Genomic DNA, 23,279 nt, shown 5'->3' on the forward strand with positions numbered 1-23,279 from the left:
CGGGATGGAATCATCCCGGACGCCGTTCGGCGGTGCTGCCCCTTAGGGGGTTAGCTGCTTCCCGCTACGAGCGGGGCAGGGGAGCGTGAGCGGAAATGAGCTTCTGCTCGAGCAGCTCGTCCCAGAACGCACCCGGGATGTCAGCCTTCATCGCGGCGATATCCTCCCAGACCCGTTCGGGCCGGCTGGAACCCGGGATGACCGCAGTTACGGCGGGGTGGGCGGTGGAGAACTGCAGGGCAGCAGCCTTCAGACTCACGTCGTGCCGCCGGGCGATCTCAGTCATCGCGGCGATCTTCTGCTTGATCACCGGGGGGATGTCTCCGTAGTCGAAGTGGTCGCCGCCCAGCAGGGCACCGGAGTTGAAGGGGCCGCCGACGACGATGCCCACACCCTTTTCCTGCGCCGTGGGCATCATGCGCTGCAGGGCACGGTCGTGCTGCAGCAGCGTGTACTGGGTGGCGGAAAGGCTCATCGTCGGTGCGGCCTCATCCATGTCCATGGCCAGCTCGATGGGCTCGGTGGTGTTTACACCCAGGCCCCAGCCGTTGATGACGCCCTCATCCTGCAGCCGGGCGAGGACGCGGAACGCGCCGGTTCGAGCCTCGTTGAACTTGGCCACCCACTCATCACCGAGGAAGTCCCGGGAGGTGTCGTGGATGAACACGAAGTCCAGCCGGTCGGTCTTCAGCCGTGCAAGGCTTTCCTCAATGGAGCGCAGCGTGGCATCGGCGGTGTAGTCCGTGGCGATCTTGTTCGAGCGTCCGTGGTTGAAGAGGCCGTCGCTCTTTTCCTCTTCTTCATCCAGGATCAGCCGTCCCACTTTGGTGCTCAGCACATACTCATCGCGGTTGTGCTGCGAGATGACCTCACCCAGCCGGGATTCTGCGAGGCCGGCGCCGTAGAACGGGGCCGTGTCGAAGTAACGTATGCCTGCGTTCCAAGCGGCCTCAACCGTGGCCAACGCTTCGTCCTGGGGAATGTCCCGGAACATGTTTCCCAGCGGGGCTGTGCCGAATCCGATCTTGTTCTTGAGCACTTCGTGCAGGTTAGACATATGTTCCAATCCTTGACTTCTTATCGAAAATCCGGGGCCCGGTGAGGGGCCCCTTATCTGTCGGCAACTGTCTTTAGGCACCCTTTATTCCGGCAACCTGCCCGGATATGCCCGCGAGAGAAGTGCCACAGCGTGCCGGTCCGGTCAGGGGACGTCGGGCCTGAGCGGGTAAGGTGGACGCGTGAAAGATGCCCCGGCAGAACCGGTAAACAACGAGTCCATTGCACAAACCATCGAACGCCTGGGCGCTGTCATTCCCGATTACCCCAAGCCCGGCGTCGTGTTCCGCGACCTCACCCCGGTGTTTGCCGACGGTCCGGCGCTGCGCGGCGTGGTGGACGCACTGATCGCCCCGTTCGAGGGCCAGTTCGATTTCGTGGCAGGCGTTGAAGCGCGCGGCTTCCTCCTGGCTGCAGCTGCCGCCTATGCCTCGGGCAAGGGCGTCATCACCGTCCGCAAGCCCGGGAAGCTGCCCCGCGAGGTCTTCTCTGAGAGCTACTCGATGGAGTACGGCGAGAGCACCCTGGAACTGCACCGCGACGATATGCCCGCTGGCTCCCGCGTCCTCATCCTCGATGACGTGCTGGCCACCGGCGGAACCCTGGGGGCCGCGGCCCGCCTGATCCGCAAGGCCGGCGCGCAAGTGGCCGGGTTCGGCGTCGTGCTGGAACTGGGCGAGCTGGGCGGCCGCGAACGCCTAGGTGACACCCCCGTCACCGCGCTCGTCCGCTACTAACCGCGCCCGGCGCGGCCGCGGGCACGACACGCGTGGGAGCAGGCAGCAGCTGAGAGAGAAACCGCATACATTAGTGACCTGCAAAAGTCCAAATGCACTGTAAGATTGACGCTCTGCCTTTGCGAGAGGGAACGCGAACATGCCTGAAACACCTTCAGCTTCAAACGAGCTGGAACACGAGCGTCAGTACGTGGCCGGTCTATACCACCGGCTGGACGAACTGCGCGCCGAAAAGATGGAGCAGCTCGCCGCGATCCGGCGCAGCCACTCCGCGGGTTCCCACCAGAACCGGTCCGAGCGGGACGCCTTCGCCACTATGTACGAGGACCGCCTGGCGCAGCTGAACGCCGTCGATGAACGGCTGGTGTTCGGGCGCCTGGACCTCGACGACGGCGAGAAGCGCTACATCGGCCGCATCGGTCTGTCCACGGAGGACCTGCAGCGGCTGATGGTGGACTGGCGTGCCCCCGAGGCAGGCACCTTCTACCAGGCCACCGCATTTGAACGCCAGGGCGTCCGGCGGCGCCGGCACCTGATCCTGAAGGGCCGCGATGTGCAGGCCATCGAGGACGACGTGCTGGATTACTCCATGCTGGAAGACGAGCAGGCGCTGCAGGGCGAAGGCGCGCTGCTGGCGGCACTGAACTCCAAGCGGACCGGCCAAATGTCCGACATCGTCGGCACCATCCAGGCCGAGCAGGACCGCATCATCCGTGCACCCCTGGCCGGGACGCTGGTGGTGCAGGGCGGGCCGGGCACCGGCAAGACCGCCGTCGCGCTGCACCGTGCGGCGTACCTGCTGTACACGCACCGCGAACGGCTGAAGTCCGCCGGCGTGCTGCTGGTCGGCCCCTCCAACGCCTTCATCCGCTACATCGAGCGGGTCCTGCCTTCGCTGGGCGAGACCGGCGTGGTGATGTCCAGCCTGGGCCAGCTGATGCCCGGCATCAGCGCCACCCATGAGGAAGACGCCGCTGCCGCGGAGGTCAAGGGCCGGCTGTATATGGCCGACGTCGTGGCCCGCGCGGTGGCCAACCGTCAGCGCCTGCCCGCGGGTCCGCGGAAACTCAATGTCGAAGGCACCATCCTTACGCTGACGCCCAGGCAGGTCCAGCGTGCCCGGGACAAGGCCCGTGCCACCGGCAAGCCGCACAACGAGGCGCGCGTAACGTTCGTGAAGATCCTGCTGCGTGAGCTCACCGAGCAGCTGACCGAACAGCTCGAAGAGTCCGCAGGAGCGGGCAACAGCACCGACCGCGCGTACCTGGCCGAAGACGTGCGCAGCGCCCGCGACGTACGCGTGGCGCTGAACCTGTGCTGGATGCCCATGACGCCGGAGAAGCTGATTTCTGACCTGTTCAGCAAGCCCGGCCAGCTCGAAGCCGCCGCACCGGACCTTAGCGACGCTGAGCTGGACCTGCTGCGCCGCAGTGCGGATGCACCGTGGACGGAGTCCGACGTACCGCTGCTGGATGAGGCTGCCGAACTGCTGGGCGAGCTGGACGCATCTGCCGGACGGGAGAACGCCGCGCGGGAAGAACAGCGCAAGCGGGACCTGGCCAACGCCGAAAGCGCCATCGCCAATACCGAGGGGTTCCTCGAGGACTCCGGTGCCCATGGCATCCTGTCCGCCGAGGACCTCGCCGACCACAACGCGGTGGGGGAGCAGCGGCTCACCGCCGCCGACCGTGCCGCCGTCGACCGCACCTGGGCCTTCGGGCACATAGTGGTGGACGAGGCGCAGGAACTGTCCGCCATGCAGTGGCGCCTGCTGATGCGCCGGTGCCCGCTGAAGTCCTTCACCGTCGTGGGCGACATCGCCCAGACCAGCTCCGCTGCGGGCGCCACCTCCTGGCAGGGGGCGCTGGCTCCCTTTGTAGGGGAGCGGTGGACGCTGGAAGAGCTGACGGTCAACTACCGCACCCCGGCGCAGATTGCCGAGGGTGCCGTGCGCATGGCCAACGCCGCCGGACTGGTGGTGTCCGCGCCCAAGGCCGTCCGTGAGGGACGCTGGGCGCCGTTCATTGATGAGGTGCCCCACGGAGGGCTCATTGAGCGCCTGCTCGAAACCCTCCCATCAGACCTCGAAGCGCTCGACGGCGGATTGCTGGCAATCATTGCCGAGGATCACCGGCTCGCGGAGGTACGGCGTGCGGTGACTGAAGCCTACGGTCCGCGCGTGGGTTCCGGTGCCGGTGGCCTGGAGCAGGACATCGTGGTGACGTCGCCCCGGGAGGCCAAGGGCCTGGAGTTCGACGGCGTCGTGATCCTCGAGCCGTCGGAACTGCTGACGGCTGCCGCCGGCAAGGTCGGAGACCTCTACGTGGCCATGACCCGGCCCACCCAGCGGCTGCGCCTGATCGCCGCCAACGGTATCCCCGCAGGCATTCCCGAAGAAGAATCCTGATAATTTAGAAAGCGTGTCAGAAAACGTGAACTCCCGGGGCCTTGTAGCCCAGCAGAACGATCCGTCCTTTGCCAACATCTGGCAGGAGCTCAAGTGGCGGGGCCTGGTCCAGGTCTCCACCGATGAGGCGGAGCTGGAAAAGCTCCTCGCCGGGGGACCCGTCACGTATTACTGCGGGTTTGACCCGACGGCGCCGAGCCTGCACCTGGGCAATCTGGTGCAACTGCTGACCATGCGCCGCCTGCAGTTGGCCGGACACCGGCCGCTGGCGCTGGTGGGCGGATCCACCGGGCTGGTGGGGGATCCCCGGCCGACGGCCGAGCGCACCATGAACACCAAGGAAACGGTCAGCGAGTGGGTGGGCTACCTGCAGGGCCAGGTCCAGCGATTCCTGAGCTTCGAGGGTGACAATGCCGCCCGCATGGTGAACAACTTGGACTGGACGGCGCCAATGAGCGCCATCGACTTCCTGCGTGACATCGGAAAGCACTTCCGGGTGGGCACCATGATCAAAAAGGAAATCGTCTCCTCCCGCCTGAACTCCGATGAAGGCATCAGCTATGCCGAGTTCAGCTACCAGGTGCTGCAGGGGATGGACTACCTGGAGCTGTTCCGCAACTACAACTGTGTGCTGGAAACCGGCGGCTCGGATCAGTGGGGCAACCTCACCAGCGGAACCGAACTGGTCCGCAAGGTTGAGGGTAAGACTGTCCACGCACTGGGCACCCCGCTGGTCACCAACAGCGACGGCACCAAGTTCGGCAAGAGCGAGGGCAATGCCGTGTGGCTCGACGGGGAAATGACCAGCCCGTACGCCATGTACCAGTTCTGGCTCAATACCTCGGACAAGGACGTGGTGGACCGTCTGAAGGTCTTCACCTTCATGAGCCGGTCCCGGATCGAGGAGCTGGAACGCTCGGTCGCCGAAGCGCCGCATAAGCGCGAAGCGCAGCGTGCCCTGGCGTTCGACGTGACTTCGCTGATCCACGGAGCGGAGGCAACCGAAAAGGTTATTGCCGCTTCCGCCGCGCTCTTCGGCCAGGGCGAAGTAAAAGACCTGGACGAGGCAACCCTTAAGGCTGCCACGGCTGAACTGCCGGCCGTGACGGTATCCGCGGACGGGCTGGGGATCATCGACCTGCTGGTCGCCTCCGGCCTCTCGGGCAGCAAGTCCGAAGCCCGCCGGACCGTTTCCGAAGGCGGTGCCTATGTCAACAACGTCAAGGTGGCCGATGCGGATACCGTGGTGGACCCGGCTGAGCTGCTGCACGGCAAGTACCTGCTGCTGCGGCGCGGCAAGCGGAACCTTGCAACGGTTGAAGTGACCGCCGTATAGTTTTATTGCCTCCTTCGGGAGGCGAAGATCTTCCGCTTCGTGTCCCCCGGCAGCTGCCGGGGGAGCGTGCGGCAGGTCACCTCGGAACGGTTTGCAAGGACCGGACCGGGTGTGCAAAGATAGACGAGTCGCCGCGGCCGGGACGCTGAAATAAGCGCCCGAAGCATGGCGGACAAACCCACCCAAAAACAGAGTTTCTCTGGTGCGCCCTTCACGGGGCCGGCAGGAAAGACTCCGGCTTTTTGCTGGGCCGGAACGGCGGTTGACACGCTTTCCCGGGGCTTCCGATGAGGAAAACCGGGAATTGCGGAAAACGCCGGAATGGAATAAGATGGAAAACCTTGCAGCGAAGAAGAAAAGGAAAACATTGTTTTCCCGAGTATTTTCGGATTGCGTCTGTTGTTTGAGAACTCAATAGTGTGCCAAGTTTATTGATACCAATTTATTTTAATTGGTTGAATCGACTGTTCCGCCCACCCCGTGGGCTGGAATGGTTTTTTTAGCTGGTTTCGAATTTAGTGCAGTGCCTGGCGGCCAATTTTCCTTGGCCCCGGCATTGTGTCTGTATGAACATTTACGGAGAGTTTGATCCTGGCTCAGGATGAACGCTGGCGGCGTGCTTAACACATGCAAGTCGAACGATGACTTCTGTGCTTGCACAGAATGATTAGTGGCGAACGGGTGAGTAACACGTGAGTAACCTGCCCTTGACTTCGGGATAAGCCTGGGAAACCGGGTCTAATACCGGATACGACGGACCACCGCATGGCGGTTCGTGGAAAGCTTTATGCGGTTTTGGATGGACTCGCGGCCTATCAGCTTGTTGGTTGGGGTAATGGCCCACCAAGGCGACGACGGGTAGCCGGCCTGAGAGGGTGACCGGCCACACTGGGACTGAGACACGGCCCAGACTCCTACGGGAGGCAGCAGTGGGGAATATTGCACAATGGGCGAAAGCCTGATGCAGCGACGCCGCGTGAGGGACGAATGCCTTCGGGTTGTAAACCTCTTTCAGCAGGGAAGAAGCGAAAGTGACGGTACCTGCAGAAGAAGCGCCGGCTAACTACGTGCCAGCAGCCGCGGTAATACGTAGGGCGCAAGCGTTATCCGGAATTATTGGGCGTAAAGAGCTCGTAGGCGGTTTGTCGCGTCTGCTGTGAAAGCCCGGGGCTCAACCCCGGGTCTGCAGTGGGTACGGGCAGACTAGAGTGATGTAGGGGAGACTGGAATTCCTGGTGTAGCGGTGAAATGCGCAGATATCAGGAGGAACACCGATGGCGAAGGCAGGTCTCTGGGCATTAACTGACGCTGAGGAGCGAAAGCATGGGGAGCGAACAGGATTAGATACCCTGGTAGTCCATGCCGTAAACGTTGGGCACTAGGTGTGGGGGACATTCCACGTTTTCCGCGCCGTAGCTAACGCATTAAGTGCCCCGCCTGGGGAGTACGGCCGCAAGGCTAAAACTCAAAGGAATTGACGGGGGCCCGCACAAGCGGCGGAGCATGCGGATTAATTCGATGCAACGCGAAGAACCTTACCAAGGCTTGACATGAACCGGTAAGACCTGGAAACAGGTCCCCCACTTGTGGCCGGTTTACAGGTGGTGCATGGTTGTCGTCAGCTCGTGTCGTGAGATGTTGGGTTAAGTCCCGCAACGAGCGCAACCCTCGTTCTATGTTGCCAGCGCGTTATGGCGGGGACTCATAGGAGACTGCCGGGGTCAACTCGGAGGAAGGTGGGGACGACGTCAAATCATCATGCCCCTTATGTCTTGGGCTTCACGCATGCTACAATGGCCGGTACAAAGGGTTGCGATACTGTGAGGTGGAGCTAATCCCAAAAAGCCGGTCTCAGTTCGGATTGAGGTCTGCAACTCGACCTCATGAAGTTGGAGTCGCTAGTAATCGCAGATCAGCAACGCTGCGGTGAATACGTTCCCGGGCCTTGTACACACCGCCCGTCAAGTCACGAAAGTTGGTAACACCCGAAGCCGGTGGCCTAACCCCTTGTGGGAGGGAGCCGTCGAAGGTGGGACCGGCGATTGGGACTAAGTCGTAACAAGGTAGCCGTACCGGAAGGTGCGGCTGGATCACCTCCTTTCTAAGGAGCACCTCGAAGCGGATGTCCTTCCACAGTGTTGGATGTGTGCTTTGCAGGAGATGCCCATGTCGGAAGCATATGTTTTCCGGTGGGTGCTCAAGGGTGGAATATCAATGGATAGGCGCCGGCATGATTGCCTGGCATCAGTGAGTACGTTCCCTTTGGGGTTCTGGAAAGCGGTGCGGGCAGGTTACCGGTTGACCGTTTGGCACACTGTTGGGTCCTGAGACAACAGGGCTGTGGGGCTTCTTCCCTCTTTGAGGGGGTGGGGGTGTTCATGGTTGTGGTTTGTTTCTGTTTGTTCCTGCGCATGCCGGGTACATCACGGGTGCCGGTTCCCTTTGGGGGGCTGGTTGGTGGTGGGGATGGGTGTGACGGGGTTGTTGTTTGAGAACTACATAGTGGACGCGAGCATCTTAAAAATTATTAAGTGCAATTTCAGATAAACCTGGTGACCGGTTTTTACCGGCCTCCATGGTTTTCTCGATAGCGATATTAATTATTGATCTTTGTGGTCAAGTTTTTAAGGGCACACGGTGGATGCCTTGGCATCAGGAGCCGAAGAAGGACGTAGGAATCTGCGATAAGCCTGGGGGAGTTGATAACCGAACTTTGATCCCAGGATGTCCGAATGGGGAAACCCCGCCCGGCGCGCGAGTGACCGGGTGACCCGCATCTGAACACATAGGGTGCGTGGAGGGAACGTGGGGAAGTGAAACATCTCAGTACCCACAGGAAGAGAAAACAACAGTGATTCCGTTAGTAGTGGCGAGCGAACGCGGAAGAGGCTAAACCAGTGGTGTGTGATAGCCGGCGGGCGTTGCATCACTGGGGTTGCGGGACTTTCCGTACCGATTCTGCCGGATTGGTGAAGTGAGTGCAGGTGCATAGGTGAACTGGTTTGAAAGCCAGGCCGTAGAGGGTGTTAGCCCCGTAACCGGAATGTATGCTGCCGCTTGGAGAGGATCCCAAGTAGCACGGGGCCCGAGAAATCCCGTGCGAATCTGCCAGGACCACCTGGTAAGCCTAAATACTCCCTGATGACCGATAGCGGACAAGTACCGTGAGGGAAAGGTGAAAAGTACCCCGGGAGGGGAGTGAAATAGTACCTGAAACCGTGTGCCTACAAACCGTTGGAGCAGCTCTGATTGCTGTGACAGCGTGCCTTTTGAAGAATGAGCCTGCGAGTTAGTGTTACGTCGCGAGGTTAACCCGTGTGGGGAAGCCGTAGCGAAAGCGAGTCTGAATAGGGCGATGCAGTGGCGTGATCTAGACCCGAAGCGGAGTGATCTACCCATGGCCAGGTTGAAGCGACGGTAAGACGTCGTGGAGGACCGAACCCACTTCAGTTGAAAATGGAGGGGATGAGCTGTGGGTAGGGGTGAAAGGCCAATCAAACTCCGTGATAGCTGGTTCTCCCCGAAATGCATTTAGGTGCAGCGTTGCGTGTTTCTTACCGGAGGTAGAGCTACTGGATGGCTAATGGGCCCTACAAGGTTACTGACGTCAGCCAAACTCCGAATGCCGGTAAGTCAGAGCGCAGCAGTGAGACTGTGGGGGATAAGCTTCATAGTCGAGAGGGAAACAGCCCAGACCACCAACTAAGGCCCCTAAGCGTGTGCTAAGTGGGAAAGGATGTGGAGTTGCCCAGACAACCAGGAGGTTGGCTTAGAAGCAGCCACCCTTGAAAGAGTGCGTAATAGCTCACTGGTCAAGTGATTCCGCGCCGACAATGTAGCGGGGCTCAAGTACACCGCCGAAGTTGTGGCATTCAGATATTAGATAAGCCTTCGTGGTTCAGTCGTCTGGATGGGTAGGGGAGCGTCGTGTGGGCAGTGAAGCAGCGGTGTAAACCAGTTGTGGAGCCTACACGAGTGAGAATGCAGGCATGAGTAGCGAAAGACGGGTGAGAAACCCGTCCGCCGAATGATCAAGGGTTCCAGGGTCAAGCTAATCTGCCCTGGGTAAGTCGGGACCTAAGGCGAGGCCGACAGGCGTAGTCGATGGACAACGGGTTGATATTCCCGTACCGGCGAAAAACCGCCCATACCAAGCAGGGGACACTAACCGTCCGGAGCCTGCCCGAGCATCCTTGTGGTGTGAGGGTTTTGGCCGAGCACGGGACCTGATCCTGGGAGGTAAGCGTATTAACAGGTGTGACGCAGGAAGGTAGCCGGGCCAGGCGATGGTTGACCTGGTCTAAGGATGTAGGGTCCGTGATAGGTAAATCCGTCACGGTGTCTTTGATGACGTGCCTGAGATCTGACGGGACTCCCTCACGGGGGGATCCGGTGATCCTATGCTGCCTAGAAAAGCATCGGCGCGAGGTTTTAGCCGCCCGTACCCCAAACCGACACAGGTGATCAGGTAGAGAATACTAAGGCGATCGAGAGAATTATGGTTAAGGAACTCGGCAAAATGCCCCCGTAACTTCGGGAGAAGGGGGGCCCCAACCTTGATGGACACTTGCTGTCCGGAGGGGATCGGGGCCGCAGAGACCAGGGGGAAGCGACTGTTTACTAAAAACACAGGTCCGTGCGAAGTCGCAAGACGATGTATACGGACTGACTCCTGCCCGGTGCTGGAAGGTTAAGAGGACCGGTTAGCCCTTACGGGCGAAGCTGGGAATTTAAGCCCCAGTAAACGGCGGTGGTAACTATAACCATCCTAAGGTAGCGAAATTCCTTGTCGGGTAAGTTCCGACCTGCACGAATGGAGTAACGACTTCCCCGCTGTCTCAACCATAAACTCGGCGAAATTGCAGTACGAGTAAAGATGCTCGTTACGCGCAGCAGGACGGAAAGACCCCGAGACCTTTACTATAGTTTGGTATTGGTGTTCGGTGTGGCTTGTGTAGGATAGGTGGGAGACTGTGAGACCCGGACGCCAGTTCGGGTGGAGTCATCGTTGAAATACCACTCTGGTCATACTGGATATCTAACTTCGGCCCGTAATCCGGGTCAGGGACAGTGCCTGATGGGTAGTTTAACTGGGGCGGTTGCCTCCTAAAGAGTAACGGAGGCGCCCAAAGGTTCCCTCAGCCTGGTTGGCAATCAGGTGTCGAGTGTAAGTGCACAAGGGAGCTTGACTGTGAGAGAGACATCTCGAGCAGGGACGAAAGTCGGGACTAGTGATCCGGCGGTACATTGTGGAATGGCCGTCGCTCAACGGATAAAAGGTACCTCGGGGATAACAGGCTGATCTTGCCCAAGAGTCCATATCGACGGCATGGTTTGGCACCTCGATGTCGGCTCGTCGCATCCTGGGGCTGGAGTAGGTCCCAAGGGTTGGGCTGTTCGCCCATTAAAGCGGTACGCGAGCTGGGTTTAGAACGTCGTGAGACAGTTCGGTCCCTATCCGCTGCGCGCGCAGGAAATTTGAGAAGGGCTGTCCTTAGTACGAGAGGACCGGGACGGACGAACCTCTGGTGTGTCAGTTGTACTGCCAAGTGCACCGCTGATTAGCTACGTTCGGATGGGATAACCGCTGAAAGCATCTAAGCGGGAAGCCCGCTTCGAGATGAGATTTCCATACACCTTGTGTGTGAGAGGCCCCCAGCCAGACCACTGGGTTGATAGGCCGGATGTGGAAGCGGGGACTAAAGACCCGTGAAGCTGACCGGTACTAATAGGCCGATAACTTACACCACATCAACACCTGGGGAAACACGACTTCAAACGGTTTCCCAATGTAGAGGGTGTTGTGATCATGCTGCTTGCGTCCACTATGTGGTTCCCGGACAACAACCCGTCAAGGGTTGTTCCCCCTGGGAACGAATGAACACTATATTTGAATATTTGCTTACGTCTTTTTGATGTTCGTGATCATTGTTTTCCCCACGCACACTGTTTTTGGGTGTGTGGTGCGGGTGGAAGGGTTACGGCGGTCATAGCGTGGGGGAAACGCCCGGTCCCATTCCGAACCCGGAAGCTAAGACCCACAGCGCCGATGGTACTGCATCCGGGAGGGTGTGGGAGAGTAGGTCACCGCCGGACAAATTGTGGGGTGAGGCCCGTACCAGTGTTGGTACGGGCCTCACCTGTTTAACCCGCCAAACTTTAACTAGACGATTGATCCAAACTGCCAGCCGGCAGGCCCGGGGTGGCGAGGGTCACCCTGATCCGGCCGTGCATACACGCCTGTGAATCGGTAGGTGGGGCCTGCCTGCACTAGAATTAGCTGAGGCGTTGAACGCCTCCCATAACTTTTACATCTCCATTACAGGTACATAGTGACGAGCGACTGCAGTAAATTCCGTTGGTCGGCTCACGACGAGAGGAACTAGCCAGCATGTCAGAGCAGAACAACAGGGACCAGGATCGTAGCGGCGCACCGCGCCGGGATTCCCAGGGCCGCCCCGCCACGAATGACCGTAATGCCCCCAAACGCTGGGAAGACCGCAAGCCTGCCGGCCAGCGCAGCGGTTCGAACGAGCGTAAGCCGTTCTCTCGTGATGATCGTCCGCAGCGTGACAGCCGTCCTGCCCGTGATGGTGAGCGTAAGCCGTTTAGCCGTGATGACCGTCCGGCCCGTGATGGGGAGCGCAAGCAGTTCGGTGAGCGTAAGCCGTTCTCTCGTGATGATCGTCCGCAGCGTGACAGCCGTCCGCCCCGTGACAGTGAGCGTAGGCCGTTTAGCCGTGACGAGCGTCCGGCCCGTGATGGGGAGCGTCGCTCCTTCGGTGACCGCGGTGCTTCCGCTGGTCGTAAGCCGTTCTCTCGTGATGATCGTCCGCAGCGTGACAGCCGTCCGCCCCGTGATGGTGAGCGCAAGCAGTTCGGTGAGCGTAAGCCGTTTAGCCGTGATGACCGTCCGGCCCGTGATGGGGAGCGCAAGCAGTTCGGTGAGCGTAAGCCGTTCTCTCGTGATGATCGTCCGCAGCGTGACAGCCGTCCGCCCCGTGACAGTGAGCGTAAGCCGTTTAGCCGTGATGACCGTCCGGCCCGTGATGGGGAGCGCAAGCAGTTCGGTGAGCGTAAGCCGTTCTCTCGTGATGATCGTCCCCAGCGTGATGGGGAGCGTCGCTCCTTCGGTGACCGCGGTGCTTCCGCCGGCCGTAAGCCGTTCTCTCGTGATGATCGTCCGCAGCGTGACAGCCGTCCGCCCCGTGATGGTGAGCGCAAGCAGTTCGGTGAGCGTAAGCCGTTTAGCCGTGATGATCGTCCGCAGCGCGATAGCCGTCCGCCCCGTGGCGACCGCCCGGCACAGCGCTCGGAGCGCCCGTCCTTCAGCCGCGACGAAGCCCCGGCAGCACCGCGGCCCCGCAATGCGAAGGACCTGCGCAGCGCCAACCGTCCCGACCGTGAGCGGTCCCCGGAAATCGACGAGGACGTCACCGGCCAGGAACTGGACAAGGTAACCCGTGCCCAGCTGCGCAACCTCGAAGAGGTCAACGGCGAGTGGGTCTCCAAGCACCTGGTGATGGCCGGGCGATTGATCGACGACGAGCCGGAGCTTGCTTTCCAGCACGCCCTGGCAGCCAGTCGCCGCGGCGGCCGCATGGCCGTAGTCCGCGAGGCAGTGGGCCTCACCGCTTATGCTGCCGAACACTTCGGCGAAGCACTGCGTGAGTTCCGGACGTACCGCCGGATCAGCGGCTCCAACGCCTACCTGCCGATGATGGCCGACTGCGAACGCGGATTGGGTCACCCGGAAAGGGCACTGGACCTGGTCCGTTCCGAGGACGCCAAGGACCTGGACGTCGCCGGTCAGGTGGAGCTGGCCATCGTGGCCTCCGGTGCGCGCATGGACATGGAACAGTTCGAAGCCGCCGTCACGGCCCTGGAAATCCCGCAGCTGGACCGCAACCGTGCGTTCTCCTACAGCCCGCGCCTGTTCCGTGCCTACGCAGACGCGCTGGAACTGGTCGGCCGCAACGACGAAGCCGAACAGTGGCGCAAGCAGGCCCTTCGTGCCGACAGTGCCCTCGGTCTGGGCGATTTCGCCGAGCCGGAGATCTTCGACCTCGTCCCTGAAGAGGAAGAGCGCAAGGACCGCCGCTCCGAGCCCCGCGAGGACCGCTCAGGTGCCTATTTCGAGGCTGAAGCACCGGTTTCCAAGGACAACTCGGTGGTGGACGTAGACGCGGATGCACTGCCCGGCGACGAGCAGGAAGCCCTGCTCACCGAGGCCGGCGACGTCGATGATGCCGACGACGTCGAGGTCACCGTGAAGGACCTGGACCTCGGCGACGACGACGATGAGGAAACCGCCCGCGAAGACGCCGACGAGACGGAGCACCAGCACCTTGACGACTGATACCTCCCTGGTCTCCGGGTATGACGCGGTCTTTTCCGATCTGGACGGCGTGGTTTACGCCGGTCCGCATGCCATACCCGGAGCCGTGGAGGCACTGGGACGGCTGGCGGATGTATCCGTTCAGCTTGCCTACGTCACCAACAACGCCTCACGCTCCTCGGAAACGGTTGCAGCGCACCTGCGCGAGCTCGGTGCGCCCGCAACGGCGGAAACTGTTTTCGGATCCGCGCAGGCCGGCGCTGAACTGCTGGCCGAGAAGGTGGCACCCGGAGCCAGAGTCCTGGTGACCGGCAGCGCCACGCTGGCCGCCGCCGTCGAAGCGCAGGGGCTCACCGTGGTCAGGTCGGCTGATGACCAGCCCGATGCCGTCATCCAGGGATTTGATCCGTCCCTGGGCTGGAAGGACCTGGCCGAGGCGGCGTTCGCCGTCGGCCGGGGCGCGGTCTGGGTGGCCACCAACACTGATCTGTCCATTCCCCAGGCCCGCGGTATTGCGCCCGGCAACGGCACCCTCGTGGCCGCCGTCGGCGCCGCCACCGGCAAAGTTCCGTTTGTGGCCGGCAAGCCGGAGGCGCCGCTGTTTACGACGGCGGCCCGCCACCTGGGCGTCCACCGCCCGCTGGTGGTGGGGGACCGCCTGGACACGGACATCCTGGGCGGCACCAACGCCGGCTTCGACACCGCCCTGGTCCTCACCGGGGTGGATACACCCCTGACTGCGCTGGCGGCCCGCACTCCCGAACGCCCGGCGTACCTCATCAGCAACCTGGAAGCTTTTTTTGCGCCCTATCCGGAGACGACCGCCGACGGCGCCCGCTACCGCTGCGGGAACGCTGCTGCCTGGGTGGAGGACAACGTCCTGGTGATTGACGGCGATTCCTCGGATCTGGACAGCTGGCGGGCCGCCTGCGCCGCCTGGTGGGGGGCCCGGCCGGATGTTGCAACGGCTTCAACCCCCGAGATCCGCTGGACTGTCACCGGGCGCGGATAAGCTTCCGTCAGACGCTTCGCCCGTTACGGGACTGCCTGAACACACTGCCTGAACACACTGCCTGAACACACCGCCTGAACACACCGCCTGAACACACCGCCTGAACACACCGCCTCAATAGCCATTTCCAGGAGGACCACAGATGCCCGATTCCCATCCCGCGTGGCCGGATTCTCCGGCAGCAACGGGGGACCCCGCTGTGGATGCCCTGCTGGAGGGACTTTCCGCTCTCGCCGGAGAGCCGGTGTCCGGACAGGCGGCTGCCTACGCCGCCCTGCATGACGGGCTGCTGGCAGAACTGAACACTGAACCGGATGTGGCAGCAGCGTCCGGTGCCCCTATGCCGGGCGGCCCCCGGGCAGGCCGCTAGGATGTCCAGGCTCGACCAGGAACTGGTGACCCGCGGGCTGGCCCGCTCCCGCACCCAGGCTGCCAAGCTGATTGCCGCCGGCCGCGTCCTGCGCGGCGGCCAGCCTGCGGCCAAAGCGTCAACGCCGGTGGACGCTTCTGAGTCCCTTGAAGTGCTCGACGACGGCCTGCCGGATTACGTCAGCCGCGCCGGCCACAAACTGGCCGGCGCCCTGGCCGCCTTCCCCGCCGTACAGCCGCAGGGGCTGCGGTGCCTGGACGCCGGTGCTTCCACCGGCGGATTCACCGACGTCCTGCTGCGCTCAGGCGCCGCGCACGTAGCCGCGGTGGACGTGGGACACGGTCAGCTGGTGGAACCGCTGCGGCAGGATCCGCGCGTCAGCGTCTATGAGGGCATGAACGTGCGGTACCTGGACCCTGATCATATTGGCGGCACCGTTGACCTGACTGTTGCCGACCTGTCCTTTATCTCGCTGACCATGGTGGTGAACGCCCTTGCCGGAGCCACACGCCCCGGGGGCAGCCTGCTGCTGATGGTGAAGCCGCAGTTTGAGGTGGGCCGTGAGAGGCTGGACCGTACCGGCGTCGTTACTGATCCGGGGCAGCACCGCCTGGCCGTGACGGCAGTTGCCGCCGCAGCCTTGGCCGCAGGACTGCATATAGCCGGTATCGCTCCCAGCCCGCTGCCGGGACAGAACGGCAACGTGGAGTTCTTTATGTGGCTGCAGGTACCGGCACAGCGGAAGGACCGGGGCAAGGAGAACGGGCAGGATACGCAGCAGGCGGAGGAAGCAGCCGCCCGGCTGGTTGGGGAAGCGTTCGCCGGATTCGACCGGTTTGCGGAGCACGAACCGGCCGTAGAAGACTGACGGGTGGGCGTGCCGTACACATTGCCCGTAGACGGAAAAGGATGAAGACGCAGATGAGCAGACGGATACTGGTCCTGGCCCACACGGGACGGCGGGACGCCATGACTGCTGCCCAGGAAACCTGCACCCAGCTTCATTCCTCCGGCCTCGTGCCGGTAATGCGCCGCTGCGACCTCGAAGACATCCAAGCTGAATACGGCGTGCTCACGGCGCCCACCGAAATCCTGGACGAGGACGTGGCACTGGAAGATGTGGACCTGGGCATGGTCCTGGGCGGGGACGGAACCATCCTGCGGGCCGCTGAACTGGTCCGCGGAACAACCGTGCCCTTGCTGGGCGTCAACCTGGGCCACGTGGGTTTCCTGGCCGAAAGCGAACGCGCGGACCTGGCCCAAACCGTGCACTGGGTGGTGGAACGCGCCTACACCGTCGAAGAGCGGATGACCATCGACGTTAAGGTCTGGCACAGCAACAAGCTGATTGCCCACACCTGGGCATTGAACGAGGCAGCGGTGGAGAAAGCCGACCGGCAGCGGATGCTGGAAGTGGTCATGGAGGTCGACGGCCGCCCCATCAGCTCCTTCGGATGCGACGGCGTGGTGATGGCAACCCCCACCGGTTCCACGGCCTACGCCTTTTCCGCCGGTGGCCCCGTCGTCTGGCCGGAGGTAGAAGCCCTGCTCCTGGCCCCCATCAGCGCCCACGCCCTGTTTGCCAAGCCCCTCGTAGTGGCGCCCACATCCGTCCTGGCGGTGGAAATCCTCACCCGCACGGACGCCTCCGGGGTGCTGTGGTGCGACGGGCGGCGCAGCGTGGACCTGCCTCCGGGCTCCCGGGTCGAGGTCACCCGGTCGGCCACCCCGGTACGGCTGGCCCGCACCCACAAAACGCCCTTCTCGGAACGGTTGGTCCGGAAATTCCAGCTACCCACCACCGGCTGGCGCGGGCCGGTGTCCGGCCCGGTCCCGGGCACCCAGTTGAGCCCCGCGGCCCGGGTCGCGGAGGCTCGGGTCGGGGAAACCGGGGCCGTGTCGGACAGTGCAGCTTCGGACAAAGCAGCTTCGGACAATGGAGGCGTGGTCGAATGATTGAGGAAATCCGCATCAGGGACCTCGGCGTCATCACCGATGCCACTTTGGACCTCGGTCCGGGCTTTACCGTGGTGACCGGTGAAACCGGCGCGGGCAAGACCATGGTGATCACCGCCCTTGGGCTGCTCCTTGGCGCCCGGTCCGACGCCGGTGCCGTGCGCATCGGGGCCAAGTCCGCCGTCGCCGAGGCGCTGGTCCATGTCGACCCGCATAGCGCCGCCGCAGTGCGCGCCGCCGAAGCGGGAGCCGAACTCGAGGAGTACGACGGCGCCGCTGAACTGACGCTGGTACGCACCGTTAACGCCGACGGCCGCAGCCGGGCCCACGTGGGCGGCCGGTCTGCTCCGGTGGGTGTCCTGGCCGAGGTGGGCGAACACCTGGTGGTGGTGCACGGGCAGACGGACCAGCTGCGTCTCAAGAGCGCCGCCGCGCAGCGCGAGGCGCTGGATAAATATGCAGGAGCGCCGCTGGCTGCGGAGCTGGGCGCCTACCGTGAGGACTACGCCCGCTGGCGCGCCGCCGCCAAGGAACTGGCCGAACTGCGGGACCAGGCACGGGACCGTCTGCGCGAGGCCGAATACCTCACCGCAGCACTGGAAGAAATCGAAGCCGTGGACCCGCAGCCGGGGGAGGACGAGTCCCTGAAGGCCGAGGCGATGCGCCTGAGCAACCTCGAAGAGCTGCGGACCGCAGCGGTGGGAGCCCACGCGGCCCTGATTGCCGACGATTTCGCCGACGGCGGCGACGCGACCTCACTGGTGGACGCCGCCAAACGCCAACTGGAATCCGCCGGCGAACATGACCCGGCGCTGGCCGATGCCGGCACGCGGTTGGCCGAAGTGGGTTACATCCTCGCGGACATCGCCACCGAGTTGGCCAGTTACGGTGCCTCCCTTGACTCCGAGGGTCCGGGACGGCTGGCCGAAGTGGAGGCCCGCCGCGCTGAGCTGGCCGGGCTGGTCCGCAAGTACGCCCCGTCCATCGACGGCGTGCTTCAGTGGAGCGGTGAAAGCGCCAAACGGCTTGCCGAGCTCAGCTCCGATGACACGCGCATCGAAGCCCTGGAAGCGGAGATCACTGCCCTGGGTGAGGCGCTGGAGAACAGGGGAGCGGCCCTGACCAAGCTGCGGACCGAAGCAGCCGCGGAACTGGCACAGCGGGTCAGTGACGAGCTGACGGCCCTGGCCATGAAGGACGCCAACCTGGTCATCGAGGTGGAGCCGGCCGGCGAGCCCGGTCCGCACGGCGCTGACACCATTGCCTTCCTGCTGGCGCCGCACCCCGGTGCGCCTGCCCGCCCGCTGGGCAAGGGCGCGTCCGGCGGTGAACTGTCCCGCGTTATGCTGGCTATCGAAGTGGTGCTCGCCGCCGTGGACCCGGTGCCCACCTTCATTTTCGACGAAGTGGATGCCGGCGTCGGCGGCAAGGCCGCCGTCGAAATCGGCCGCCGGCTGGCCATGCTCGCCCGGCACGTGCAGGTGATCGTGGTGACCCACCTCCCGCAGGTGGCAGCCTTCGCCGACCATCACATCCGTGTGATCAAGACCTCCACTGCGGCCGACGACGGCACGGGCGTTACCGCCAGCGACGTCCGCGTGCTCGGCCACGAGGAACGGATCAAGGAACTCGCACGGATGCTGGCCGGCCAGGAGGATTCGGCAACGGCACGCGCCCACGCCGAGGAACTGCTGGAAGCAGCGGGACATCTCCAATAACCGTCCGCCGGAGACCCGAGTCTCCGGCAGATCCAGTGCAGGTTCTACTCGAATCAATAAAAGGTGATAGGCTCGAACTCCGTGGTGCAGCGATCAAATTCCAGGTTTCCCAAGTCGTCTTCTACGACCAAACACATCTTCGTCACCGGTGGCGTGGCGTCCTCACTCGGTAAGGGACTGACAGCGTCAAGTCTCGGCCATCTGTTGAGGTCGCGCGGCATAGCGGTGACCATGCAGAAGCTCGATCCATATCTGAACGTGGATCCGGGCACAATGAACCCCTTCCAGCACGGCGAAGTCTTCGTGACCGACGACGGCGCGGAGACCGACCTCGACATCGGACACTACGAGCGGTTCCTTGACGAGAGCCTCGACGGTTCCGCCAACGTAACCACCGGACAGGTGTACTCCACGGTTATTGCCAAGGAGCGCCGGGGCGAATACCTCGGTGACACGGTCCAGGTCATTCCGCACATCACCGACGAGATCAAGCGCCGGATGCGCCTGCCCTCCGAGGCGAAGAAGACCCCCGACGTCATCATCACCGAAATCGGCGGTACGGTAGGCGACATCGAGTCCCAGCCGTTCCTCGAAGCGGCACGCCAGGTCCGCCAGGACATCGGCCGCAGCAACGTCTTCTTCCTGCACGTCTCCCTCGTGCCGTACATCGGCCCGTCCCAGGAACTGAAGACCAAGCCGACCCAGCACTCCGTGGCCGCGCTGCGCTCCATCGGCATCCAGCCGGACGCCATCGTGATCCGTTCGGACCGCCCGGTGCCCGACGCCATGCGCAACAAGATCGGCCGCATGTGCGACGTCGACGTTGACGCGGTCATCGGCTGCCCGGACGCCCCGAGCATCTACGACATCCCCAAGACCCTTCACTCCCAGGGCCTGGACGCGTACATCGTCCAGCACCTGGATCTGAAGTTCAAGGACGTCAACTGGACCAAGTGGGACCGCCTGCTCGAGTCCGTGCACAACCCCAAGCACCATGTGGACATCGCCCTGGTGGGCAAGTACGTGGACCTGCCGGACGCCTACCTGTCCGTGACCGAAGCGCTGCGTGCCGGCGGCTTCGCGAACAAAGCGAAGGTCAACATCCGCTGGGTTCCCTCCGATGACTGCGACACCCCCGAAGGTGCAGCAAAGGCCCTGGCCGGCGCGGACGCCATCTGCGTGCCCGGCGGCTTCGGCATCCGCGGCCTTGAAGGCAAGCTCGGCGCCCTGACCTACGCCCGGGAAAACAAGCTCCCGACGCTGGGCCTGTGCCTTGGCCTGCAGTGCATGGTCATCGAGTACGCCCGCAACGTGGTGGGCCTCGAAGGTGCTTCATCCTCCGAGTTCGAACCGGACACCCAGTACCCGGTCATCGCCACCATGGCCGAGCAGAAGGCCATTGTTGACGGCGGCGGCGACATGGGCGGCACCATGCGCCTGGGTCTCTGGGACGCCAAGCTGGAGCCGGAGTCCGTGGTTGCCAAGACCTACGGCAAGACGGAGGTGGCCGAGCGCCACCGCCACCGCTATGAGGTCAACAACCAGTACCGCGACCAGATTGCCGACGCCGGCCTGGTGTTCTCCGGAACCACCACCGACGGCGGCCTGGTGGAGTTCGTCGAGCTTCCCGCCGACGTTCACCCGTACTACGTGTCCACGCAGGCACACCCGGAGCTCAGCTCCCGCCCGACGCGTCCGCACCCGCTTTTCGCCGGACTCGTCAAGGCTGCCCTGGCACACCAGAGCGGCAAGGCCTAGCCCCATGGCACGGACAGAGGGGTTCGCAGATGAACAAAGCCCACGCCCGCTGCTGGCATCCGAAACGGTGTACAGCGGTCCGGTTTGGGACGTGGTCAAGGAGAAATTCACCCTGACCGACGGCGGCGAGCCCCTCGTCCGTGACTACATCACCCACCCCGGCGCCGTGGCCATCCTGGCCATGAACGACGCCGGGCAAGTGCTCCTGATCAACCAGTACCGGCACCCGGTGCGGATGACCCTGTGGGAAATTCCGGCCGGCCTGCTGGATGTGGAGGGTGAAGACTTCCAAGTCGGCGCCGCCCGCGAGCTCGCAGAGGAAGCCGACCTGGTGGCCTCCGAATGGCAGGTCCTGACCGACCTGTTCCTCTCACCGGGTTCCTCCCGGGAAGCCCTGCGCATCTACCTGGCGCGGGGCATTTCCGAGGTGCCCGAAGCGGAGCGCCACATCCGCACCCATGAAGAAGCCGAAATCAAGGTGGAGTGGGTGGATCTGGACGTCGCCGTGGAGGCGGCCCTGCAGGGACGGATGCACAGCGCGTCCGCGGTAGCTGCCGTCCTGGCTGCCGCAGTGGCCCGCGGTAACGGTTTTCGCGGTCTCCGCGCGGCCAATGCACCGTGGCCCGAGCACCACTCGCAGCATTCCACCTGGGCCAACGGCCCGGTGCGCTAGCCGGGACCACGCCATGCCCAGCGCTGACGCTTCCGCGCATAACAGCAACGACACCATAGCCATCAACCTCAGCGGGTCCCTCAACCCCACCCTGAAGCTGGATCTGGAGTCCGAAGAGGCCCGCCGGCTGCGGGACGCGGATCTGGCTGAGCTGGACCGGACCGGCGGGCCGGACGCCCGCCGGTCGTCGTCGGCGCCTGCGCCCGCGGTTGAGCCCGCGTCTCCGCCGGTGCCCAGGGCAGCGCCCAAGACAGCAGCCAAGTCTCCAGCGGCCCAGAAGGCACCCGCACGTTCGCGTGCCGCCACGGCCCGCTCGGCTGCCGAGGAGCTGCGGTCCACCCCTGCCGGCCGTGCCATCGGCAGCTACCTGCAGCACATGGCCGTGGAACGCGGCCTGGCCGTGAACACCTTGGATGCCTACCGCCGCGACCTGCTCCGCTACGCACGTTTCCTGAGCGCCAGGGGAGTGGAGGACATTTCCCGCATCACCCGGCACGACGTTACGGCCTTCGCCCAGTCCATCTCGGAAGGCTCCGACGGCGCCTCCGCGCTGAGCCTGCGTTCGGCAGCCCGGACCGTGGTAGCGGTGCGCGGCCTGCACCGCTTCTGGGCGCTGGAGGGCATGACCACCGCCGACCCGGCGTCGGACGTCCACCCGCCCATGGCCGGCAAGCGCCTGCCCAAGGCCATCAGCGTCAGCGAAGTGACCCGCATCCTCGAGGCCGTCTCGCTGGATACCCCTTCAGGCCTGCGCGACCGTGCCCTGCTGGAATTCCTGTATTCCACCGGCGCGCGCATCAGCGAGGCCGTGGGGCTGGACGTGGATGACCTGTCCCTGGAACGCATTCCGGCCAAGGGCCCGGACGTGGTGCGGCTGTTCGGCAAGGGCTCCAAGGAGCGCCTGGTTCCGCTGGGCTCCTATGCCGCACGCGCGCTGGACGACTACCTGGTCCGCGGCCGCCCGGCCGCATCGGCCAAGGGCAAGGGAACCCCTGCGCTGTTCCTGAACGCGCGCGGCGGCCGGCTGTCCCGGCAGAGCGCCTGGACCATCCTCAAAAACGCCGCCGAAAAAGCCAATATCGGGCGCGACGTTTCCCCGCACACACTGCGCCACTCCTTTGCCACCCACCTGCTTGAAGGTGGAGCGGACGTGCGTGTGGTCCAGGAGCTGCTCGGCCACGCCTCGGTGACCACCACGCAGGTCTACACCCTCGTCACCGCCGAAACCCTGCGCGAGGTTTACGCGGCGGCACACCCCCGGGCGCTCTGATGGATTCCGCCGCCGGACGGTCCTTCCGGGCTTCCCCGGTGGTCCTGTGCTTCCTCTTCCGGGATACCCGGGACGGCACCCAGGTGCTGATGGGACTGAAGAAGACCGGCTTCGGCCTCGGCCGCGTGGTCACGCTCGGCGGGCATATTGAAGCAGGGGAGACCCCGGAACAGGCGGCCGTCCGCGAGGTTCAGGAAGAATCCGGCGTAGCAGTGCAGGAAGCGGACCTGCAGCGTGCCGGCACCATCGAATGGATATTCCCCGCACAGCCGGCCCTGGACATGTCCACGGTTCTGTTCCGGGCGCACCATTGGGAGGGGGAACCGGTGGAGACCTCCGAAATCCTTCCCGCCTGGTATGCCCCCGGGGAGATGCCCTACGCCAGCATGTGGCCGGACTCGGCGCACTGGATGCCCCGCCTGCTGTCCGGCGAATACTTCGATGCCGTTGTCACCATCGCCGACGACAACGTCAACGTGGCAAGCATCGTCTTTTCCTAACCTCCCAAACCCAAGGACCGTGCTCCCGGTACGGAACCAAGCAGGGGATGAAGAGTCCGGATCCGGATAGGGAGCCAAGACGCAGAGGAGGCCCCGAGGGTCCCGGAGGAAAGGCGGCTTTAATATTCCTTGCGAGCTCTGCGAGCAG

Annotated in this window: 15 protein-coding genes and 3 rRNA genes; 16 read left to right on the top strand and 2 right to left on the bottom strand. The window is 63.6% G+C overall.

From position 1 onward, the window contains the following. Positions 1 to 64: 64 nt before the first annotated feature. Positions 65 to 1,057, bottom strand: a complete 993-nt coding sequence (locus tag QNO06_RS06715) for an aldo/keto reductase (protein WP_227914054.1) — start codon at positions 1,055 to 1,057, stop codon at positions 65 to 67. A 181-nt stretch (positions 1,058 to 1,238) separates the two neighbouring features. Here QNO06_RS06715 and QNO06_RS06720 point away from each other — a divergent pair, with 181 nt between their 5' ends. The 6 genes from QNO06_RS06720 (at position 1,239) to rrf (ending at position 11,632) form a co-directional block, all read left to right on the top strand. Continuing rightward, positions 1,239 to 1,793, top strand: a complete 555-nt coding sequence (locus tag QNO06_RS06720; protein ID WP_227914055.1) for an adenine phosphoribosyltransferase — start codon at positions 1,239 to 1,241, stop codon at positions 1,791 to 1,793. Positions 1,794 to 1,932: 139 nt separating this feature from the next. Beyond that, positions 1,933 to 4,200 carry a HelD family protein gene (locus tag QNO06_RS06725; RefSeq protein WP_227914056.1) on the top strand — a complete coding sequence of 756 codons (2,268 nt, stop codon included), beginning with the start codon at positions 1,933 to 1,935 and terminating at the stop codon, positions 4,198 to 4,200. Positions 4,201 to 4,213: 13 nt separating this feature from the next. Next, complete coding sequence (gene tyrS, locus QNO06_RS06730) at positions 4,214 to 5,536, top strand: tyrosine--tRNA ligase (RefSeq protein ID WP_283998027.1); 1,323 nt, start codon at positions 4,214 to 4,216, stop codon at positions 5,534 to 5,536. Positions 5,537 to 6,109: 573 nt separating this feature from the next. Continuing rightward, positions 6,110 to 7,637: ribosomal RNA gene (locus QNO06_RS06735) — 16S ribosomal RNA — on the top strand. A gap of 513 nt (positions 7,638 to 8,150) precedes the next feature. Beyond that, positions 8,151 to 11,286: ribosomal RNA gene (locus QNO06_RS06740) — 23S ribosomal RNA — on the top strand. 229 nt (positions 11,287 to 11,515) lie between these two features. Next, positions 11,516 to 11,632: ribosomal RNA gene (gene rrf / locus QNO06_RS06745) — 5S ribosomal RNA — on the top strand. Together the 16S, 23S and 5S rRNA genes form the textbook arrangement of a ribosomal RNA operon. Before the next feature lie 298 nt (positions 11,633 to 11,930). Here rrf and QNO06_RS06750 read toward each other — a convergent pair. Continuing rightward, positions 11,931 to 13,052: a hypothetical protein gene (locus QNO06_RS06750; protein WP_227910787.1), complete on the bottom strand. Its 1,122-nt coding sequence runs from the start codon at positions 13,050 to 13,052 to the stop codon at positions 11,931 to 11,933. Between the two features lie 6 nt (positions 13,053 to 13,058). On the opposite strand from QNO06_RS06750, the gene QNO06_RS06755 reads away from it, so the two are divergent. From QNO06_RS06755 to QNO06_RS06800, 10 genes are all read left to right on the top strand, one after another. Further along, positions 13,059 to 13,895 carry a hypothetical protein gene (locus tag QNO06_RS06755; protein WP_227910788.1) on the top strand — a complete coding sequence of 279 codons (837 nt, stop codon included), beginning with the start codon at positions 13,059 to 13,061 and terminating at the stop codon, positions 13,893 to 13,895. After that, complete coding sequence (locus QNO06_RS06760) at positions 13,885 to 14,886, top strand: HAD-IIA family hydrolase (RefSeq protein WP_227910789.1); 1,002 nt, start codon at positions 13,885 to 13,887, stop codon at positions 14,884 to 14,886. The genes QNO06_RS06755 and QNO06_RS06760 overlap by 11 nt, the downstream gene beginning before the upstream one ends. A gap of 142 nt (positions 14,887 to 15,028) precedes the next feature. After that, the gene (locus QNO06_RS06765) at positions 15,029 to 15,256 is read left to right on the top strand and encodes a hypothetical protein (protein ID WP_227910790.1); all 228 of its coding nucleotides are present in this window, start codon (positions 15,029 to 15,031) and stop codon (positions 15,254 to 15,256) included. A 1-nt stretch (position 15,257) separates the two neighbouring features. Then, entirely contained in the window at positions 15,258 to 16,124 is an 867-nt protein-coding gene (locus QNO06_RS06770; RefSeq protein ID WP_227910791.1) for a TlyA family RNA methyltransferase, read from the top strand. Between the two features lie 53 nt (positions 16,125 to 16,177). Further along, a complete protein-coding gene (locus tag QNO06_RS06775; RefSeq protein ID WP_227910792.1) occupies positions 16,178 to 17,212 on the top strand; it encodes an NAD kinase in 1,035 nt (344 codons plus the stop codon). Continuing rightward, positions 17,209 to 18,930: a DNA repair protein RecN gene (recN, locus tag QNO06_RS06780; RefSeq protein ID WP_227910793.1), complete on the top strand. Its 1,722-nt coding sequence runs from the start codon at positions 17,209 to 17,211 to the stop codon at positions 18,928 to 18,930. The genes QNO06_RS06775 and recN overlap by 4 nt, the downstream gene beginning before the upstream one ends. 63 nt (positions 18,931 to 18,993) lie before the next feature. Beyond that, positions 18,994 to 20,688 (top strand): CTP synthase, encoded by a 1,695-nt coding sequence (gene pyrG / locus QNO06_RS06785; RefSeq protein WP_283996589.1) that lies wholly within the window; start codon positions 18,994 to 18,996, stop codon positions 20,686 to 20,688. Between the two features lie 4 nt (positions 20,689 to 20,692). Further along, a complete protein-coding gene (locus tag QNO06_RS06790) occupies positions 20,693 to 21,361 on the top strand; it encodes an NUDIX domain-containing protein (protein ID WP_227910795.1) in 669 nt (222 codons plus the stop codon). A gap of 328 nt (positions 21,362 to 21,689) precedes the next feature. Then, positions 21,690 to 22,631, top strand: coding sequence for a site-specific tyrosine recombinase XerD (gene xerD, locus QNO06_RS06795; protein ID WP_227910853.1), 942 nt, complete (start codon positions 21,690 to 21,692; stop codon positions 22,629 to 22,631). Continuing rightward, positions 22,631 to 23,131: an 8-oxo-dGTP diphosphatase gene (locus QNO06_RS06800; RefSeq protein ID WP_227910796.1), complete on the top strand. Its 501-nt coding sequence runs from the start codon at positions 22,631 to 22,633 to the stop codon at positions 23,129 to 23,131. The genes xerD and QNO06_RS06800 overlap by 1 nt, the downstream gene beginning before the upstream one ends. Positions 23,132 to 23,279 lie beyond the last annotated feature (148 nt).

The sequence above is a fragment of the Arthrobacter sp. zg-Y20 genome (genome assembly GCF_030142075.1).
GTDB lineage: Bacteria > Actinomycetota > Actinomycetes > Actinomycetales > Micrococcaceae > Arthrobacter_B.

Bases quoted from the DNA above. Each gene is read 5' to 3' on its own strand.
- QNO06_RS06725 (WP_227914056.1), top strand. From the start codon at position 1,933: ATGCCTGAAACACCTTCAGCTTCAAACGAGCTGGAACACGAGCGTCAG.
- QNO06_RS06790 (WP_227910795.1), top strand. From the start codon at position 20,693: ATGGCACGGACAGAGGGGTTCGCAGATGAACAAAGCCCACGCCCGCTG.
- QNO06_RS06755 (WP_227910788.1), top strand. From the start codon at position 13,059: ATGGCCGGGCGATTGATCGACGACGAGCCGGAGCTTGCTTTCCAGCAC.
- QNO06_RS06715 (WP_227914054.1), bottom strand. From the start codon at position 1,057: ATGTCTAACCTGCACGAAGTGCTCAAGAACAAGATCGGATTCGGCACA.
- recN (WP_227910793.1), top strand. From the start codon at position 17,209: ATGATTGAGGAAATCCGCATCAGGGACCTCGGCGTCATCACCGATGCC.
- QNO06_RS06770 (WP_227910791.1), top strand. From the start codon at position 15,258: ATGTCCAGGCTCGACCAGGAACTGGTGACCCGCGGGCTGGCCCGCTCC.
- QNO06_RS06775 (WP_227910792.1), top strand. From the start codon at position 16,178: ATGAGCAGACGGATACTGGTCCTGGCCCACACGGGACGGCGGGACGCC.
- QNO06_RS06800 (WP_227910796.1), top strand. From the start codon at position 22,631: ATGGATTCCGCCGCCGGACGGTCCTTCCGGGCTTCCCCGGTGGTCCTG.
- QNO06_RS06765 (WP_227910790.1), top strand. From the start codon at position 15,029: ATGCCCGATTCCCATCCCGCGTGGCCGGATTCTCCGGCAGCAACGGGG.